At 64.6% G+C, this 16,637-nt stretch carries 12 protein-coding genes and 1 pseudogene; 9 read left to right on the top strand and 4 right to left on the bottom strand.

Annotated elements, in window-relative coordinates; all coding sequences use genetic code 11:
- Window positions 1-54 precede the first annotated feature (54 nt).
- Together GQY20_RS21450 and GQY20_RS21445 are read left to right on the top strand one after the other, a co-directional pair.
- Entirely contained in the window at window positions 55-2,334 is a 2,280-nt protein-coding gene (locus GQY20_RS21450) for a TonB-dependent receptor (RefSeq protein ID WP_198351106.1), read from the top strand.
- Between the two features lie 15 nt (window positions 2,335-2,349).
- Window positions 2,350-3,750 carry an aldehyde dehydrogenase family protein gene (locus GQY20_RS21445; protein ID WP_157219193.1) on the top strand — a complete coding sequence of 467 codons (1,401 nt, stop codon included), beginning with the start codon at window positions 2,350-2,352 and terminating at the stop codon, window positions 3,748-3,750.
- A 201-nt stretch (window positions 3,751-3,951) separates the two neighbouring features.
- Here GQY20_RS21445 and GQY20_RS21440 read toward each other — a convergent pair whose 3' ends face one another.
- Window positions 3,952-4,263, bottom strand: coding sequence for a non-heme iron oxygenase ferredoxin subunit (locus tag GQY20_RS21440; protein ID WP_157219192.1), 312 nt, complete (start codon window positions 4,261-4,263; stop codon window positions 3,952-3,954).
- Window positions 4,264-4,422: 159 nt separating this feature from the next.
- On the opposite strand from GQY20_RS21440, the gene GQY20_RS21435 reads away from it, so the two are divergent.
- From GQY20_RS21435 to GQY20_RS21420, 4 genes and pseudogenes are all read left to right on the top strand, one after another.
- Window positions 4,423-5,646 carry an NAD(P)/FAD-dependent oxidoreductase gene (locus tag GQY20_RS21435; RefSeq protein ID WP_157219191.1) on the top strand — a complete coding sequence of 408 codons (1,224 nt, stop codon included), beginning with the start codon at window positions 4,423-4,425 and terminating at the stop codon, window positions 5,644-5,646.
- A 195-nt stretch (window positions 5,647-5,841) separates the two neighbouring features.
- The gene (locus GQY20_RS21430; RefSeq protein ID WP_157219190.1) at window positions 5,842-6,771 is read left to right on the top strand and encodes a BKACE family enzyme; all 930 of its coding nucleotides are present in this window, start codon (window positions 5,842-5,844) and stop codon (window positions 6,769-6,771) included.
- A 31-nt stretch (window positions 6,772-6,802) separates the two neighbouring features.
- The gene (locus GQY20_RS21425) at window positions 6,803-7,918 is read left to right on the top strand and encodes a CaiB/BaiF CoA transferase family protein (RefSeq protein ID WP_157219189.1); all 1,116 of its coding nucleotides are present in this window, start codon (window positions 6,803-6,805) and stop codon (window positions 7,916-7,918) included.
- 85 nt (window positions 7,919-8,003) lie between these two features.
- Window positions 8,004-8,400, top strand: a pseudogene (locus GQY20_RS21420) (transposase); the annotation flags it as partial.
- 135 nt (window positions 8,401-8,535) lie between these two features.
- Here the strand turns inward: GQY20_RS21420 and GQY20_RS21415 are convergent.
- Complete coding sequence (locus GQY20_RS21415; RefSeq protein ID WP_157219188.1) at window positions 8,536-9,732, bottom strand: IS256 family transposase; 1,197 nt, start codon at window positions 9,730-9,732, stop codon at window positions 8,536-8,538.
- Between the two features lie 376 nt (window positions 9,733-10,108).
- Window positions 10,109-10,603 (bottom strand): helix-turn-helix domain-containing protein, encoded by a 495-nt coding sequence (locus tag GQY20_RS21410; RefSeq protein ID WP_157219187.1) that lies wholly within the window; start codon window positions 10,601-10,603, stop codon window positions 10,109-10,111.
- A gap of 289 nt (window positions 10,604-10,892) precedes the next feature.
- Here GQY20_RS21410 and GQY20_RS21405 point away from each other — a divergent pair, with 289 nt between their 5' ends.
- The 3 genes from GQY20_RS21405 to GQY20_RS21395 all read left to right on the top strand — a co-directional run bounded on the left by GQY20_RS21405 (window position 10,893) and on the right by GQY20_RS21395 (window position 14,222).
- The gene (locus tag GQY20_RS21405) at window positions 10,893-11,573 is read left to right on the top strand and encodes a GntR family transcriptional regulator (RefSeq protein WP_332836102.1); all 681 of its coding nucleotides are present in this window, start codon (window positions 10,893-10,895) and stop codon (window positions 11,571-11,573) included.
- Between the two features lie 206 nt (window positions 11,574-11,779).
- Window positions 11,780-12,451 (top strand): lasso peptide biosynthesis B2 protein, encoded by a 672-nt coding sequence (locus GQY20_RS21400; protein ID WP_198351105.1) that lies wholly within the window; start codon window positions 11,780-11,782, stop codon window positions 12,449-12,451.
- Window positions 12,452-12,578: 127 nt separating this feature from the next.
- Window positions 12,579-14,222, top strand: a complete 1,644-nt coding sequence (locus GQY20_RS21395; RefSeq protein ID WP_198351104.1) for an asparagine synthase-related protein — start codon at window positions 12,579-12,581, stop codon at window positions 14,220-14,222.
- Here GQY20_RS21395 and GQY20_RS21390 read toward each other — a convergent pair.
- Window positions 14,165-16,627: an alpha/beta hydrolase family protein gene (locus GQY20_RS21390; protein WP_157219183.1), complete on the bottom strand. Its 2,463-nt coding sequence runs from the start codon at window positions 16,625-16,627 to the stop codon at window positions 14,165-14,167. The genes GQY20_RS21395 and GQY20_RS21390 overlap by 58 nt on opposite strands.
- Between the last annotated feature and the right edge of the window lie 10 nt (window positions 16,628-16,637).

The following is a 16,637-nucleotide window of genomic DNA, read 5'->3' as shown; positions in this document are numbered from 1 at the left end:
ATACGCCAGTTCGCGGCTGAAAGCTACGGCAATTACATCGGGGAGAATGGGAGGATGCCCATGTTGAAAACCGTGCTGCTCGCCTCGGCATCGTTGTGCGTTGCGATCGCCGCCATGCCTGCTTTCGCGCAGGATAATGATACAGGAATTCAAGACATTGTCGTCACCGCACAGAAGCGTGCGGAAAATCTTCAGAAGGTGCCGATCGCCATTTCGGCGGTACCGGCGCAGGCTTTGGCCCAGTCGGGCATTCGTTCGACTCAGGATCTCGCCCAGTCGGTGGCGGGTCTCAACGTCACCCGTACCACAGAGGCGACGGTCTTCACACTGCGCGGCATCGGCACGCAGGGCGGCTCGACCGGCCAGGACAGCGCCGTCGCAACCTTCGTCGATGGCGTCTATATGCCGTCCATGGCCGGCGCCACCTTCGCGCTCAACAATATCGAGCGGATCGAGGTGCTGAAGGGGCCTCAGGGCACCCTTTATGGCCGCAACGCGACCGGCGGTGCGGTCAATGTGATCACCAAGACGCCGAAGCAGGATTTTTCGCTCGATGCGTCGATGGGCTATGGCAACCTCCAGACGATGGAGGGCAATCTCTACGCAACCGGTGGCCTCGCGCATGGCCTCGCTGCCGACCTCGCTGTCTATTATCGCAATCAGGACAAGGGATTCGGCTATAATCGGGTCATCGGTACGGACGTAAACAAGTCGCGTGATATCATCGTGCGCAGCAAGATTCTCTGGGAGATCGGGCCCGAAACCAAACTCACCCTTGCGGGAGATTATGGACGGACACGAGGATCCTATGCGATCTCCTATCGGCCCGTTCCGACCTCCCAGCTCGTCGATGGCACCGGCTATGCCCAGTTCACCGCCAAGGGCAATGGCTATTATGATTCGGAAAGCGAATTCAACCCGGTCATCGACACCCGTATGTTCGGCGGATCGGCAAAATTCGAGCAGGGTCTCGGCGATTTCACGCTCACCAATATTCTCGCCTATCGTGGGTCCAAGGGTTTCCAGCGGGTCGATGTCGATGCGACTCCGCTCAAGATCGTGGATGCGCCGCTCTATAATCGTGAGAAGCAATGGACGAACGAACTGCAGATCGCGTACGATAGCGGTCCGGTGAAAGCCATTGCCGGCTTCTTCTACATGAACGCCACCAGCGAATATGATCCGTTCCAGATCGTCGGCCAGGCCATCGCCGGGGAGACGGGCGGGCTTTCCGATCGGCTGGTCATCTATTCGCAGCAGAAGACCAAATCCTACGCCGCCTTCGGCCAGGTCACGTGGGAGTTCGCCACGGGCACCAACCTGACGCTTGGTGCCCGCTACACGATCGACGAGCGTCGGCTGCATGCCGACGAATATTTCGGCATCGGCATTCCGGATCCGGATGCCTATTGCAATGTCGGCTGCCGGCCGGACGGCACTCTGTATCCGATCGGAACGGTCGACCAGAAGAAGACCTTCCGCAAGCCGACCTGGCGGATCGCGCTCGATCATCAATTCGGCCCGCATCTCATGGTCTATGCAAGCTATAGTCGCGGGTTCAAGAGCGGCGTCTATAATCTCACCTCTCCCACCGATGCCCCGGCGCAACCGGAAACGCTCGATGCGGGCGAGATCGGTATCAAATCGACCCTGTTCGACCGCATTCGCCTGAATCTCGCGGGGTTCTATTATAAATATCAGAATATTCAGGCGTTCCAGGTGAACGGGGCGAGCACGACGCTGACCAATGCGGCGTCCGCAAAGATCTACGGTGTCGATTTCGATTTCCAGGCGGAGATCGGTGCGGGCTTCTCGCTGAGCGGCAGCGGTGCGTGGCTGCACCATCGCTATGGATCCTTTCCGGTCGCGACCGTCTCTTTCCTGAATCAGCCGGCAGGCGCGCCATCCTATGCCGGATATACGCCCGGCATCGGCAACTATGTTTTCCCGAGCTGCAGCAATCCGCTCTACAGCGGACAGTTCTTCTGTTCGGCGTCGGGCAACAAGCTGGTCAATACGCCGAACTTCGCGTTCAATCTAGCGCTCAACCATGAAGTGGATCTCGCCGGCGGCAAGCTCCGCTCCAATGTCAGCTGGGCCTATAACAGCGGCTATTATTGGGCGGTGGACAATCGCCTGAAGCAGCCGAGCTTCAGCCTGTTCAACGCGCAGGTCGTCTGGACGGCGCCGGGCGAGCGCTGGAACCTGCGTGGCTGGGTGCGCAACCTCACCAACAAGAAGTATCTGCTGTCGCTCAACGAGAATGGCACCGGCGACGAAGGCGTGCCCGCCGCCGGCCGCACCTACGGCATGTCGGTCGGCGTCCACTTCTGATCCGGGAGGAAAAGGATGGCACCCTTTCATCTCGTCATCGGCGGGGAGCTGGTGGCCGGCGTGCGGAGCATGCCGGTCATCAATCCCGCCACCGAGGCGCCGGTCGCGGAGTGTCCGCGCGCGGACGAGGCGCAGCTCAACGCGGCGGTGGCTGCGGCCAAGGCGGCCTTCCCCGCCTGGGCTGCGCTGCCGATCGCCGATCGCCGCGCACATATCATCAAGGTCGCGGAGGAGATGGAGGCGCGGCTCGAGGAATTGAGCAGGCTTCTCACCGCGGAGCAGGGCAAGCCGCTCGACAAGGCGATGGAGGAGATCAGCGGATCGGCGTTCATCCTGCGCGCGCTGGCAGGCCTCGATCTGCCCGATCGCACGGTGCAGGAGGGTGCCGGCGGCCGCTTCGTCGAGCAGCGTTATCCGCTCGGCGTGGTCGCCACCATCATGCCGTGGAATTTCCCCATCTCGCTGCTCATGGTGAAGGCGCCCGCGGCGCTGCTCGCCGGCAATACGGTGGTGGCGAAGCCGGCGCCGACTACGCCGCTGGTATCGTTGCGCATCGCTGAGATGTTCAATCGGTATCTTCCGGCGGGCGTGTTCAACATGATCGCCGACGCCAATGATCTGGGTGGAGTGCTGACTGCGCATCCCGATATTGCGAAAGTGTCGTTCACCGGGTCGACCGCGACGGGCAGGAAGGTGATGGCGAGCGCGTCCAGCCTGCTCAAGCGGATCACGCTGGAGCTTGGTGGCAACGATGCCGCCATCGTGCTCGACGACGTCGATCCAAAGAGCGTCGCGAAAAGCCTGTTCGAAGGCGCGATGGTCAACAGCGGCCAGGTCTGCCTCGCGATCAAGCGCGCCTATGTGCACGACTCCCAATATGACGCGATCTGCGACGAACTCGCTGCGCTTGCCAAGCTGGCGGTGGTCGACGAGGGTACGCAGCAGGGCGCGCAATATGGCCCCCTGCAGAACAAGGCGCAGTATGACAAGGTGCGCGAGATGATCGCGGAAGCGACCGAGCGCGGCACCGTGATCGGCGGCGAGACGCTGGATCGGCCCGGCTATTTCATCCGGCCGGCGATCGTACGGGATATCGACGACGATGCCCGCATCGTCCGCGAGGAGCAGTTCGGCCCGGTGCTGCCGGTTTTGCGCTACAGCGATGTCGACGACGCGATCGCGCGGGCCAACGATACCGATCAAGGGCTGGGTGGCACCGTCTGGGCCGGCGACACCGCCCGGGCGCTGGCGGTGGCGAGCCGGATGGAGACCGGCATGGTCTGGATCAATTCCCACATGAACATCAATCCCTTCGTGCCGATGGGCGGGGCGAAGCAATCGGGCATGGGACAGGAACTGGGACAGGCGGGCCTGGAGGAATTCACCCAGAGACGACTGGTATTCGTGCCAGCCTGAGCCAGGTGCCGATCGAGATAGGTCTAGCAACAGGAGAGAGTTGGGCGTACAATCACATGATTTCCTCCTCTCTTAGAACATCATCCGTCCTTTTTCGCTATCCCTAAGAAAGCAGGGGCATTGCCGATAGAGGGAGATGGTCCCCGCTTCTGCGGGGACGATGATCTTGGGATGAACCGGATAGCCTGCCGGAAGATTTCCCTACAGGTCGATGAATACCTCACCATCGCGGATTTCGATTGGGAAGGTAAGGATCGGATCCATGCAGGGCAGGCGGCAGGGCTGGCCGGTGCGGATGTCGAATGCGCCGTCGTGCCAGCTGCAGATCACCTGGCCGTCCTCGATATAGCCGTCCTCGGAGAGGCTGGCTTCGCCATGGGTGCAGGTGTCGTGGGTGGCGAACACCTCGCCGTCGATCCTGTACAGGGCGATGGACGGCTGTCCCTCGAGATCCGCCTTCAGGATTTCGCCTTCTTCCAGATCGGCGAGATCGCACGCCTTGATCAAAGCCATTTCCATCCGCTCCGAAGTGTATAATATGCTACCGAACTATAAGGAACCTACTATCACAATGGAATGGCAATGCAATCCATGCGGTGGCGCGATCCTACGGAAACCGGACGGCGGCTGGAGCCGGACGGGCGTGGCAAGACGCGCAGAGGAGGGTGGACGATGACCTATGATGTCGTGATCGTCGGAGCAGGGCAGGGCGGCAGCAGCGCCGCCGTGTTGCTCCGCCAGAACGGATTTTCGGGCACGATCGCGATCATCGGGCGGGAGGCGGAGCTGCCCTATGAGCGGCCGCCGCTTTCCAAAGACTATATGCTGGGCCAGAAGCCGTTCGAGCGGCTGCTGATCCGCCCCCCGGATTTCTGGGCCGAGAAGGGGGTCGAGATGATCCTAGGCGCGGAAGTGGTCGCGCTCGATGCCGGTGCGAGGACGGTGTCGCTGCGTGACGGCCGTATCGTCGGTTTCGGCGATCTGATCTGGTCGGCCGGGGGCGATCCGCGCATGCTCGATTGCCCGGGCAGCGAGCTTGCCGGCGTGCACGCGATCCGCGATCGTGCCAATATCGATGCGATCCTGGCAGAACTGCCCTGCGTGGAGAGAGTCGCTGTCATCGGCGGCGGCTACATCGGGCTGGAGGCGGCGGCGGCATTGCGCGCCATGGGCAAGGACGTAACCCTGCTGGAGGTATTGCCGCGGGTGCTGGCACGTGTTGCAGGCCCCGATCTTTCGGCCTTCTTCGAAGCGGAGCATCGCCGGCACGGCGTCGATCTGCGTACCGGCGTTGGCGTCGTCGCCTTCGAGGGGAGGGACCGCATCGAGGGCGTACGCCTGACCGATGAGACATTCGTGCCGGCGCAACTCGCCATCGTCGGCATCGGCATCGTGCCTGCGGTCGCGCCCTTGCTCGCCGCCGGCGCCGAAGGGGGCAACGGCGTCCATGTCGACGACCATTGCCGGACGAGTCTGTCGCACGTCTATGCGATCGGCGATTGCGCCGCCCATGCCAATCGCTTCGCCGAAGATGCGGTGATCCGCCTCGAATCCGTGCAGAATGCCAATGATCAGGCCGCCTCTGCCGCAAAGGCCATTGCCGGCGCCCCGGCGCCCTACGTGGCGCTCCCCTGGTTCTGGTCGAATCAATATGACCTGCGCCTGCAGACGGTGGGCATTTCCGCCCAGCATGATCGGACGGTGCTCCGCGGCGATCCCGCGACGCGCAGCTTCACCGTCGCCTATCTCAGGCGCGGCCAGCTGATCGCGCTCGATTGCGTCAATGCCGTCAAGGACTATGCCCAAGGCCGGAAGCTGGTCGAAGCCGGCGCGGTGATCGCGCCGGAGCTGCTCGCCGATGCCTCCTGTCCGCTCAAGGAACTGGCCAATGCCTGACCGGAGCGGTTCAGCGATTGCAAATTAAGTTCGTATATATATGATATGCTGCATTATAATCTTGGTGAGGGTTCCGGCGGACTTTCGAACATGGGCGATCGGCTGGCGGACGGGGTAGACCCGTTTCGCGCGGCGGTTCCGCGCCCCTTTCGATCCGCCGCGTAAATCCCGCCACCGCTGTGAAAGGGGAAGGTCTTGGCCAAAGGCAAAGTCATCATTTCCTGCGCTGTCACCGGCGCGATCCACACGCCGACCATGTCGCCGCACTTGCCCGTCACCGCCGAGGAAATAGCCGAGGCGGCGATCGGCGCAGCGGAGGCGGGCGCGGCGATCATCCATCTCCACGCCCGCAATCCTGTCGATGGCCGGCCCGACCAGGATCCCGACCTATTCGAGCCTTTCCTGAAGGTGATCAAGCAGCGCTGCGATGCGGTGATCAACCTCACCACCGGCGGCCATCCCTCGATGAGGCTGGAGGAGCGGCTGCGCCCCGCCACGCACTTCCAGCCCGAGGTTGCCTCGCTCAACATGGGTACGATGGGCTTCGGCCTCTTCCCGATGCAGCAGCGCTACAGCGAATGGAAGCATGCGTGGGAGCCGCAGCTGCTCGAGGCCTCCCGCGATCTCGTCTTCAAGAACAGCTACAAGGATATCGAGGGGCTGCTGGGCTTGCTGGCGCCGCTCGGCACGCGCTTCGAGTTCGAATGCTACGATACCAGCCATCTCTACAATCTCGCGCACTTCCTGGAGCGCGGTCTCGTCAAGCCGCCGCTCTTTGTCCAGACCTGCTTCGGCATATTGGGCGGCATCGGCAGCCATCCGGATGATGTGATGCACATGAAGCGGACGGCAGACCGGCTGTTCGGCGATCAATATGAATGGTCGGTGCTCGGCGCCGGCGCGCGCCAGATGCGCATCGTCGCGATGGCGGCTGCGATGGGCGGCAATGTACGCGTCGGGCTGGAGGATTCGCTCTGGGCCGGGCCGGGGCGGTTGGCGCAGACCAATGCGGAGCAGGTGGCGACCGCACGGCGTATCATCGAAGGGTTGGGGCTCTCCGTCGCGACGCCGGAAGAGGCGCGCGCGATGCTGGCCCTCAAGGGCGGCGATCGTACTGCGATATGACGGAAACTTGGGGACTGGGGTTGGAATCCATATGACGGTGCAGAGAAGCGGGCCGCTGGTCGGCGTCAGGATATTGGAGATTGCAGGTGTCGGACCGGGGCCGTTCTGCGCGATGATGCTGGCCGATATGGGCGCGACCGTGCTCCGCGTCGAACGCGCCGGCGCGCCGGCGGCGATCCCGCCGATCGATCCCTCGCGCAACCTGCTGCACCGCGGGCGTGAGAGCATCTGCCTCGATCTCAAGACAGCGGACGGCGTGGCCGCCTTGCTGTCGCTGGTCGAGGCGGCGGACGTGCTGCTCGAAGGCTATCGGCCCGGGGTGATGGAGCGGCTCGGTCTCGGGCCTGACGTCTGTCATGCGCGCAATCCGCGTCTCGTCTATGCCCGCATGACGGGCTGGGGGCAGGACGGGCCGATGGCGCATCTTGCCGGCCACGACATCAACTATTTCGCCATGTCCGGCGGCCTCTGGCTCTGCGGCCGCAAGGACGAGGCGCCGTCACCCAACCTCAATCTGGTGGCGGACATGGGCGGCGGCGGGATGCTGATGGCCTATGGCATCGTCTGCGCGCTGCTGGAAGCACGCGGCTCCGGGCAGGGACAGGTCGTCGATGCGGCGATGACCGAAGGCGCCGCGCTGCTTGCCACCATGATCCACGGCTATCGCGCCATGGGCCGCTGGCGGGACGAGCGCGGATCGAACCTGCTCGACAGTGGGGCGCCCTTCTACGACGTCTACGCCACGTCGGACGGCCACCATATGGCGGTGGGTTCGATCGAGCCGAAATTCTATGCCGCGCTGATCGAAGGGCTGGAAATCGATCCGGCCACTTTCCCCCGGCAACATGATGTCGCCGCCTGGCCCGCGATGAAGGTGCGTTTCGCCGAGATCTTCGCGAGCCGCACGCGCCGCGAATGGGAGGAGGTTTTTGGGAGCAAGGATGCATGCGTGACGCCGGTCCTGTCACCCGACGAGGCTGCGGCCCATGCCCATGCGCGGGCGCGCGGGCTGTTCGGGGAAGTAGCGGGCGTGATGCAGCCGATGCCGGCGCCCCGTTTCAGCCGCACGCCGGGCGCCATCGCCTGCCCGCCGCCCGCAGCAGAGCTCGGCTTGAATGAGATCGACCCTTCTTGGCTTGCCGTGTGAGGGTGGCGGCGACGGACTTTGACCTAGCCCGGGTAATTTCCTCCAGTTGCGATTAGAGTCTGGCCTAATCGAGAAGACGGACGAGATGAAGCGCACGAGGTTCACGGAAGAGCAGATCATCGGTGTGCTGAAGGAGGCGGAGGCGAGCGTGAAGACCGCCGATCTGGCGCGGCGACACGGCATATCGGAGGCGATGATCTACAACTGGAAGGTCAGGTGTGGCGGCCTGGAAGTGTCCGAGACGAAGCGCTTGCGGTCGCTAGAGGACGAGAACGCGAAGCTGAAGCGGTTGCTGGCGGACGCGATGCTGAGAACGCGGCGTTGAGGGATCTTCTCGGAAAAAATTGGTGACGCCCGCTGCTCAGCGCAGAGCCGTTGCGCATCTCGAGGCGCATCACGGCATGAGCGAGCGGTAGGCGTGCCGTGTCATCGATGCTGATCGCAAGAGCGTTCGCTACCAGTCCCGTCATGCGCCGTCGGCGCCCGCCTTCGGGGCTTTCGATCAGCACCTCCTGACGGTGCTTCGACATATCGATAGCTACCAGCACGGCATCGGCGGGAGTAGGACTGCGCGGTAGTGTGCGGCAAGTCCTGCAAAAGGCGGCCAGGCATTCTGGCTAGGCGGCTTGTCGCAGGTGGGCTTTCTTCATCTCCTTCAGATCGTTCATGTTGAGGTAGCGGTTGGCCTCGAGCCAGTTCTCGTGGGTTTCGACGGCGAGCGCCCGGATCAGCCTCAAGCAGCTGTCTTCGTTGGGGAAGATGCGCAGGACGATCGTCCTGCGCTTGATCTCCTCGTTGAACCGCTCGAGCATGTTGGTGCTCTTCATATGTTTGTGATGCTGACGCGGCAGCCGATAGTAGGTGAACGTCTCCTCGATATGCTCCTCGGCCCAGCTGGTGAGCTTGGGGTAGCGCGGCGACCATTTCTTGAGCCAGGCGGCGAGATCGCTTTTCGCCTCCGACAAGGCGCGGCGATCGTAGATCCAGCGCAGTTCCTGCAGGCAGTCGTCATCGGCTTTGCGGGGCAGATGATCGAGCGCGTTGCGCAGGAAGTGGACATAACAGCGTTGGAACCAGGCGTCGGGCAGCACCTCGCGCACCGCCGCACGCAGCCCAGCATGATCGTCAGCGACAACATATTCGACGCCGTGCAACCCGCGATCGCGAAGGCCAACCAGGAAGTCCTTCCACGACGAGCGGCTCTCGCGATTGGCAAGCTCCACCGCGAGGATCTGCCGGCGCCCTTCCCAGTCGACGCCGAGCGCGATCAGCACCGCGCAGGAGCGCACGACGCCGGCCTGGCGGACCTTCTCGTACTTCGCATCGATGATCAGATAGGCGAACGGCTCGTCCAGGCGCCGTCGTGCGAAGGCCGCGAGACTCGCATCCAGCCGCTTGTTGATCGCCGAGATCGTCGAGGCCGAGAAGCTGTGGCCGCACAGCTCCTCGGTGATCGCCTTCACCTTCCGCGTCGACACGCCTTGGACATACATCTCGGCCAGCGCCGCTACCAGCGCCTGCTCCGACCGCTGGTAGCGTTCGAACAGCTCGGTCGAAAACCGACCCTCCCGATCCTGCGGCACCCGCAGCTCGAGCTTGCCGACCCGGGTGATCAGCGTGCGGTTATAATGGCCTGACCGATAGCCAACGCGACCGTCCGTGCGTTCGCTCTTCCCAGCACCCAGCGCCTCGGTCATCTCCCCTTCAAGCATCTCCTGCAGCAGATCACGCACGATCTCACGCAACGCGTCCTGGTTGCCAACCATCAGCTCTTTGACGGCGGCTATCGATGGCTTATTCTCGCTCCTGGTCATGGTGGCACTCCGATGGAGTTGGTGACGTCGAACATCACCAGGCTGCCATGGCCGCTCAGATCCTCAAGGGATTTTGCAGAACCTCCCGCACACTACCGACTGCGCTTTGGTCATGGTCGGTCAGTCTCCAAAGTGTTGAGTCGACAACTTCACTTTAGAGATCTGCTGGCCGGTCATGGCCGCCTTGGTGAAGCCCGCGGGCGCTATGCGCCCTTGCCTCCACCAAGGCAATGCGGCTCTCCAAGGAACCGCTTCCCAATGTGCTACGGCACCGAGCTGACCTCGAACGTGGTCCCGTCATAGCGAGCGAGTACCCTGAAAGCCGGACCATGGATTCGCCTGCCGGAGCATGTCGGTCGCTCCCGTCCTGATGCTGTCACATCAGTCGGCGCTTCTGCGGAGTGGCTGGAGCGGCGCGGGCTTTTTCGGTGCGATCGCGAAGCCAATTCTCTGCGAACGTATCTCGCTTACGGACATGTTCGGAGAGTTCGTGGCATGCCTTGCGGAAAGCAGCGATAATGGTTCGCGTCTCGAGGAAGCCGATATCGGCGCCCAGATCCTCGTTTAATTCGCCTAGTGCGTGCATCATCACCTCGGCAAGCTTGTTATCCGCACAGTGGATGGCGAAGGAAGGCTCGCCAAGCATCATCGCGATAATCAAAGCGACCGAATCGCTATTGGTCACTTCGGCAAAGCGCGCGAGCCGATCATAACTTATGCGGCCTTGGCCCGCTTCGAGATGCTCGTAGGTTCGCGTCGGCATGTCGAGCGCCTTGGCGACCTCGGACGTGCGCATGCGTCTATACTTGCGGATAGCGCGTATCGCTTCGCCCAACAGTACCGCATCGCCCAGCTCAGATTCGGTCTTCATTTTTCCATCCCGGTACGCTTACGCCACGCGCTCACCGCGATTATTACCCTGCCCGGCGGATGCTAGGGCAGGGCTGCACCATTGCAACCTTGCTAAGCCGTGAAGGGCGATACCTTTTTAACCGAATTGGTTGCGATTCGAAGTATCGTCCGAAAGTCGGCAAGTTTCCTCGGCGCAGCGTAGCGCGGTGCGCGCCGCTTGGCGGACATTTGGCGGCAGGCACCTGATTCTGCCGCAGAATTTGGCGAATGTGGCGGATGCCGCACCATCGGCAATCGCCGCCCTTGTCATGCGCGCGCCGCCGCCGCTTATGCCGCGCATGCAGGACAGATCGCCGCGGCCGCCGTCCTGGCGTGCTTATCAGATGATCCGAGCGGATTTGGATCGCGGGGCATTCCCGCCCGGCATGCCGCTCGCCATCGTCGAACTCGCCGGCCGCCTCGCGCTCAGTCCGACACCGGTCCGCGAAAGCTTGGCCCGGCTCGCGGGTGAGGGCCTGGTGGAGGAACGCCGCCGGCACGGCTATTTCGCGCCGCGCCGGTCGGAGCGCGAGCTGGCGGAACTCTACTGGGTCCAGGCCGCCTGCCTTGTCTCCGCGGTCGGCGGCGCGGGCCTGCCGACGCTCGATGGACCATTTCGAGCGATTGCACCGAACGAGCCCGCTGCAGCAGCGGGATCGGCACCCCGGTCGATCGACGAGCTGATCGCGATCGTCGTTGCCCGCGTCGACATCGACGTCCTGCGCGACACGATCATGCGATTGAACGCACAGCTAAGGCCCTATCGGGAGTCCGAGGCCGAAATCGTGGGCGAGCTTGCCGTCGACCGCCTGCGCGAAGCCGTCTCTTCAGCACAGAGCGCTAAGCTCCGTAGCGCGCTTCGGGGATATTTTGGCCTATGCATTCGTCAGGCACCGCGTATCTTTCGAGCGGTGTCGAAATCTGTCGAAAATATTTCAAGTATAGATTGAATATAGGATGTGATGATGGCCTCCTTAGCGTGCTGCTTTGGCAGCGCTTGCAGCAAATGGAGGTAGTCATGAAGAAGATGCAGAAGCTTCGGACGGTTCGTCTCGGGTCCGTTTCCCGGACGACGCGTGCGATCGTCACCATCGGTGCGCCCGAGGTGGCCAATCCGCTGCTTCAGTTCAACGGCTGAAAGGAAAAGGGCGGCCTTGTGCCGCCCTTTTCTTCGACTTTGATGCAGCCGCATTTTGCATCGCACCTGCGCGCTGCGGCGATCGGCGATCACCTCGTCATCATGGACCTTGCCGCCAACAGCTATGTCTGCGTTGCCGGAGCATTGATCCCGGCATCCGACGACACGCCGCTGATCGAGAGGATCAACGAAGCAACCCGGCTCGCCTTGATCGAAGACGGGGTGCTCGTCGCGAAAGCGGAAGACGGCTTGGAGGCCGCCGATCTGCCGGCGTATCCGACACGCGACCTGCCGTTCGAAATGCCGCCAGCCTGGCCCGGTCTCGCGACGACAGTCGAGCTGCTGGCGCGAATTGTCCTGGCACAGGGCGCTCGTCGGTTCCCGTCACCTGCCCGGTGGCTGCGCAGGCTGAACAGCAAGGACCGCTTCGATGTCCTTCCCGAAGCGGAGATCGTGTGGCGCGTGCGGCAGGTCCAGTCGGCTGCACTGTATCTGCCCGGCATGTCGGGTTGCCTCGTCAACAGCATGGTGCTCCACGGCCTGCTGCGGTCGCGCGGCGCACGAACCCGCTGGGTGTTCGGCGTCCGGCTGCATCCGTTCGAGGCACATTGCTGGGTGCAATGGCGCGATCTGGTGCTCAATGACCGGGTCGAGCATGTCCGCTGGTTTACGCCCGTTGTCGCCGCCTGAACTGGTCCCGCGCTTCGTCGCTTTGGCTTGGCGACCGCAGCAGGAAGGGGCATCCGCCCGTTCCGCGATAATCCTGGCGCAGCTCGCGCGTCGGGGATTTGACGCGGCGGTTCGGCGAGGCGGGTTTTTGCTCGCGCTGCGAGCCCAGGCCGCGCCTGGCTTTGCGGTACGTTTCGACCAGAATCTGTGCGTCATCGGGGATGTGTTCGATCGCGCCGCGACGCGGACCTTCTCGCCGACGATATTCTCAATCGAGCATATCGCGGCCGATGATCCGGTATTGATGGCCCGTCAGCTGGTCGAACGAGCCTGGGGAAGCTATGTCGCCTTTCTCGATATCGGCACGGACGCGCCATCGCTCTTTTGCGATCCCTCGGGTGGTTTTCCGCTGCGGCACGCCTCTGGCGACGGTCTCGATCTCTTCGCCGACGATATCCCGTCCTGGCTTGCCGACGCAGTCGGCATCGAGCGGGCAGTCGATTGGCAGGCCCTGGTCCATACCGCCGTCCACGTTCCCGTGGCTGCCCATCAAAGCCTGCTTGCCGGCATTCGCAAGCTGTTGCCGGGGCAGCTCTATCGTTGCCGGGGCGGCGAGCCTGCCGAAATGCTCTGGGCGCCGCACCTTTGCGTATCGATGCCGCACGGCGGGCGCGAGCTGGGTGAAACGCTGCGGGACGACGTCACCGCAATCCTCGGCGCATGGTGCAAAGGACCCTCCGCCTTGGCACTGGAATTGTCGGGCGGAATGGACTCTGCGATCATCGCGTGCGCGTCGGCGCATCTTGCGTCCCGTCCCCCGCTCATCGCGATCACCTATGCGCCGCCGGATGCGGCTGCGGACGAGCGCACGCTTGCCCGGCTCAGCGCGGCAAAGGCACGCGCGACCCTGATCGAAGTGCCCGCCGATCCCGCGGAATTGCGCTACAGTCGTTTCGCCGCCTCTCCGCTCGGTGCCGAACCGCGGATCGCCTGGCTCGACCCGATTCAGGACGAAGTGAGCGAGCGCGCCGCGCAGGCGCTCGGGACGGACCGGGTGCTCACCGGCCAGGGCGGCGATGCGCTCTTCTTCCAATTCCCGTCCGCAACGCCGGTCGCGGATCTGATCCACGAGACGGGCCTGGCCTCGTCCTGGCCGGAGGCGCTGCGCGCAGCCGCGATGCGCCGGCATTGCTCGATCTGGGGCTGCCTCGGCGAGCTCATTCGCGCACGGCGTCGCGCTCCTCCTCCGCGCACCGGCCTTGCCGCCTATCTCGGTGCCGAAGGACAGGCGCTCGCCGCCGCTCCGGTGCCTCGACATCCCTGGGAGATTGGCGCGGACGGGCTGCCGCCCGGTAAGAGGCTCCAGATCAGCGGGATTGCACATTGCCAGCTGTTCCAGGCGCCGGCCTGGCCGGGGTCGCCGGTCCGTCGCATCCATCCGCTGCTCAGCCAGCCGCTCGTCGAACGCGCGCTCGCCATTCCGACCTGGCGTCTGGTCGATGGCCCGATCGACCGGACCCTGGCGCGGCGTGCCTTCGCGCGGTGGCTCCCCGACGCCGTTACTTGGCGGCCGGCCAAGGGTGATGCGTCGGCTTATTACAACCGCGCCGTGGTCGAGAATCTGCCCTATCTGCGTTCGCTGCTGCTCGACGGCCTGCTGGTCGCTCGCGGCATCCTCGATCGATCGGCGCTCGATCGGCTCGCCACGCCCGATACGCTGATCGTCAGCCGCGATTATGGCGCACTCGTGCTGGGCGCCACGCTCGAGCTCTGGGCGAGGGCCTGGTCCTGATGCCGCGGGGCGAGCGTACGCGCGAGCCAGGCGAAGATCCTCTGATATTGGTCACGGATATTGGCGGGGCTGGTGAGGACATGGCTCTCGCCCCAATAGCGCAGCAGGGTGACGTCGCGGCCGAGGCGGTGCAGCCCCATGAACAGCTGTTCGCCTTCGGCGAGCGGCACATAGTCGAGATCGCCCTGGATGAGCAGGAGCGGCGCGTGCATCGCAGGCAGCGAGAAGAAGGGACTTGCGGCGAGATAGCGCCGAGGCTCCTTCCAGGGCGCTGCGCCCATCCGGCCTTGCCCGGTCTCATGCCAGGCGAACGCCATGCTGCCGTCGATCCCGCCCGCCATGTCGATGCGGGTGCGTGGATCCGGCGCGCCGTAGCTCACCACCAGATTGCCGTTGGCTGCCGAGGCGATGATCGCGTGGTAGCGCGTGCGGGAGCCGGCGAGGATGAGCGCGGCATAGCCGCCATAGCTGTGTCCGTAGATCGCGATGCGATCGGCGTCGATCCGTCCGGTGGCAAGCGCCGCATCGACCGCCCGGTCGACCTCGGCGGTGATCACATCCGCCGTCGCATGCACCTCGCGGCCGAGCGGCAGGCTCGGCAGCAACACCGCATAGCCTTGCCCGGCAAGCAGCGCCGCGCTCGTCTCGGCGAGCAGCTGGTCGGGCGACTGCGGCGGCCTATCTGCGGTAAAGACGGTCTCCGGATAGGGGATCACGATCAAGGGAAGCCGCGCGGCCGCGTCCCGGCCCGGTGGTAGATAGAGCCAGTCGACCGGCATGCCCGCATTGCCACCACCGAGCGCCAGCGCCGTCGCGGGCTCCACCGCGGCGAGGTGGGTGTTGATCCGGTCCACCACCCTTGGGCTCGTCCGGCTCGTCGCGATCAGCAGGCTGCCGACGCCCTGCGCGTCGCGTCGGACGCAAAGCGCCCGCAGACCGGCCGGATCGAACGCCACCGGGCGGCAGGTCGGATCGATGGGCAGGGTGGTGCGCGACACAGGCGATGAGAGCAGCAGGTCGGCGCTGCCGTCGCGTTGCTGGATCACGACCGGATCGGTCGCCGGGCTTGCGAACAGGGCGCGGCTGCCGGCGAGGAAAGGATCATCGCGCTGCAGCGCAGTCGCCATGACCGAGCGGGCGATCATCGTCGCCGAACCCGACGGAGCGATGCGAAAGAGGCTGGAGCCCGCGCGCACCACCACGCCCGAAACGTCCGCCGCGAGCAGCTGGGAGGAGGGCGTGGCGAGGAGTTGCGCGTCGAGCGATCGAACCGGGGCACCGGCGGCATACCAGCCTGGGCGTGATCCGTCGTTTTGGCTTCCGAAGAAGACGGGCGTCCTTCCCATCCAGACCGCGGAGATGCGCGCAACGCCTTCCTGCGGACGGGTCAACTGGGGGCGGGTATCGCCCGTGTCGAGCGCCACCGCGGGGTGGCCATACTGGACGACCCGGAGCCGGCCGTCCTGCCAGGGGGTGGTGCCCACACGCGCGAAGACGAGCAGGCGATTGCCCGAAGCGGACCAGCTCAACAGGTCGGGCAGCAGGTCGCAGTCCGGGCAGGGCTCCTCGACCGCGCCATCGCGCAGCCGAACCAGGCGGAGCTGGTGCCGGCGCAGCGGCTCCGCGCCATCATAGAGCCGGTGCGGATCATGCGGCGTGTCCTCGCCGAGACGGAGCACGGCCAGCAGGCTGGCGTCGGGGGAAAGCGCGATGTCGGCGATCTCGCCGCGGAGCAGCGGCCGTACATGATCGTGCCTCAGGTCGAACAGGATGAGCGCGCCGGCCGGCCGACGCGCCGCGGGCCCGGATGTGCCGACGACCGTGACCGAGGCGCGTCGTCCCGCCTGTTGCATCCGCCAAAGCGGCGGCAGCCGGCGCTGCGCTTCTCCGGCAAAGGAGAGCAGTGTCGGCAGCCCCTGGCAGGTCGCGATGGCGAGCCGGTCGTCATCGATCCAGATCGGGTCGGGCTTGCCTGGCGGCAGGTCGGGATCGACCGGCAGCCACCGCACCCGCCCGCTCGCAAGCGTGACGACCCCGAGCGCGAGACGGTTCGCGTCGAGGCGAAACACGGTCATGCGCCGGCCGGACGGGGAGAGGCCGCCCATCCAGTAGCCGGCGTCCGCCCGCTGCGGGAACAAGGGGCGCAGGCCGCCCGCCGCCACATCGCCGATGAGGATGCGCGAGGTCAGGCGCCGGCTGAACCAGTCATAGCCATAGCTTGCGGCCCGGTCGTAGCGCCCGCGCCGCTCGACGAGATAGTGGCGCCCGTCGGGCGTGAACCGCATCTGTCCGTAGCTTTCGAGGCGAAGCATGTCGTTCAACGCATAGGGGCGAGCCTGCACGCCGCCCGGCGCGGCGAACAGCCCCAGGCACAGCGCGAGCACCAGCTGGCGAAAGATCCGCATGATTGTGCGT

Source organism: Flavisphingomonas formosensis (assembly GCF_009755815.1).
GTDB classification, from domain to species: Bacteria; Pseudomonadota; Alphaproteobacteria; order Sphingomonadales; family Sphingomonadaceae; genus Flavisphingomonas; species Flavisphingomonas formosensis.
Note: the sequence above shows the minus strand (reverse complement) of the source record. Positions and strands in the feature narration are given on the sequence as shown.

Excerpts from the sequence above, each read along its gene's own strand:
- GQY20_RS21450 (WP_198351106.1), top strand. The coding sequence starts at position 55 with ATGCCCATGTTGAAAACCGTGCTGCTCGCCTCGGCATCGTTGTGCGTT.
- GQY20_RS21445 (WP_157219193.1), top strand. The coding sequence starts at position 2,350 with ATGGCACCCTTTCATCTCGTCATCGGCGGGGAGCTGGTGGCCGGCGTG.
- GQY20_RS21440 (WP_157219192.1), bottom strand. The coding sequence starts at position 4,263 with ATGGCTTTGATCAAGGCGTGCGATCTCGCCGATCTGGAAGAAGGCGAA.
- GQY20_RS21435 (WP_157219191.1), top strand. The coding sequence starts at position 4,423 with ATGACCTATGATGTCGTGATCGTCGGAGCAGGGCAGGGCGGCAGCAGC.
- GQY20_RS21425 (WP_157219189.1), top strand. The coding sequence starts at position 6,803 with ATGACGGTGCAGAGAAGCGGGCCGCTGGTCGGCGTCAGGATATTGGAG.
- GQY20_RS21415 (WP_157219188.1), bottom strand. The coding sequence starts at position 9,732 with ATGACCAGGAGCGAGAATAAGCCATCGATAGCCGCCGTCAAAGAGCTG.
- GQY20_RS21410 (WP_157219187.1), bottom strand. The coding sequence starts at position 10,603 with ATGAAGACCGAATCTGAGCTGGGCGATGCGGTACTGTTGGGCGAAGCG.
- GQY20_RS21405 (WP_332836102.1), top strand. The coding sequence starts at position 10,893 with ATGCGCGCGCCGCCGCCGCTTATGCCGCGCATGCAGGACAGATCGCCG.
- GQY20_RS21390 (WP_157219183.1), bottom strand. The coding sequence starts at position 16,627 with ATGCGGATCTTTCGCCAGCTGGTGCTCGCGCTGTGCCTGGGGCTGTTC.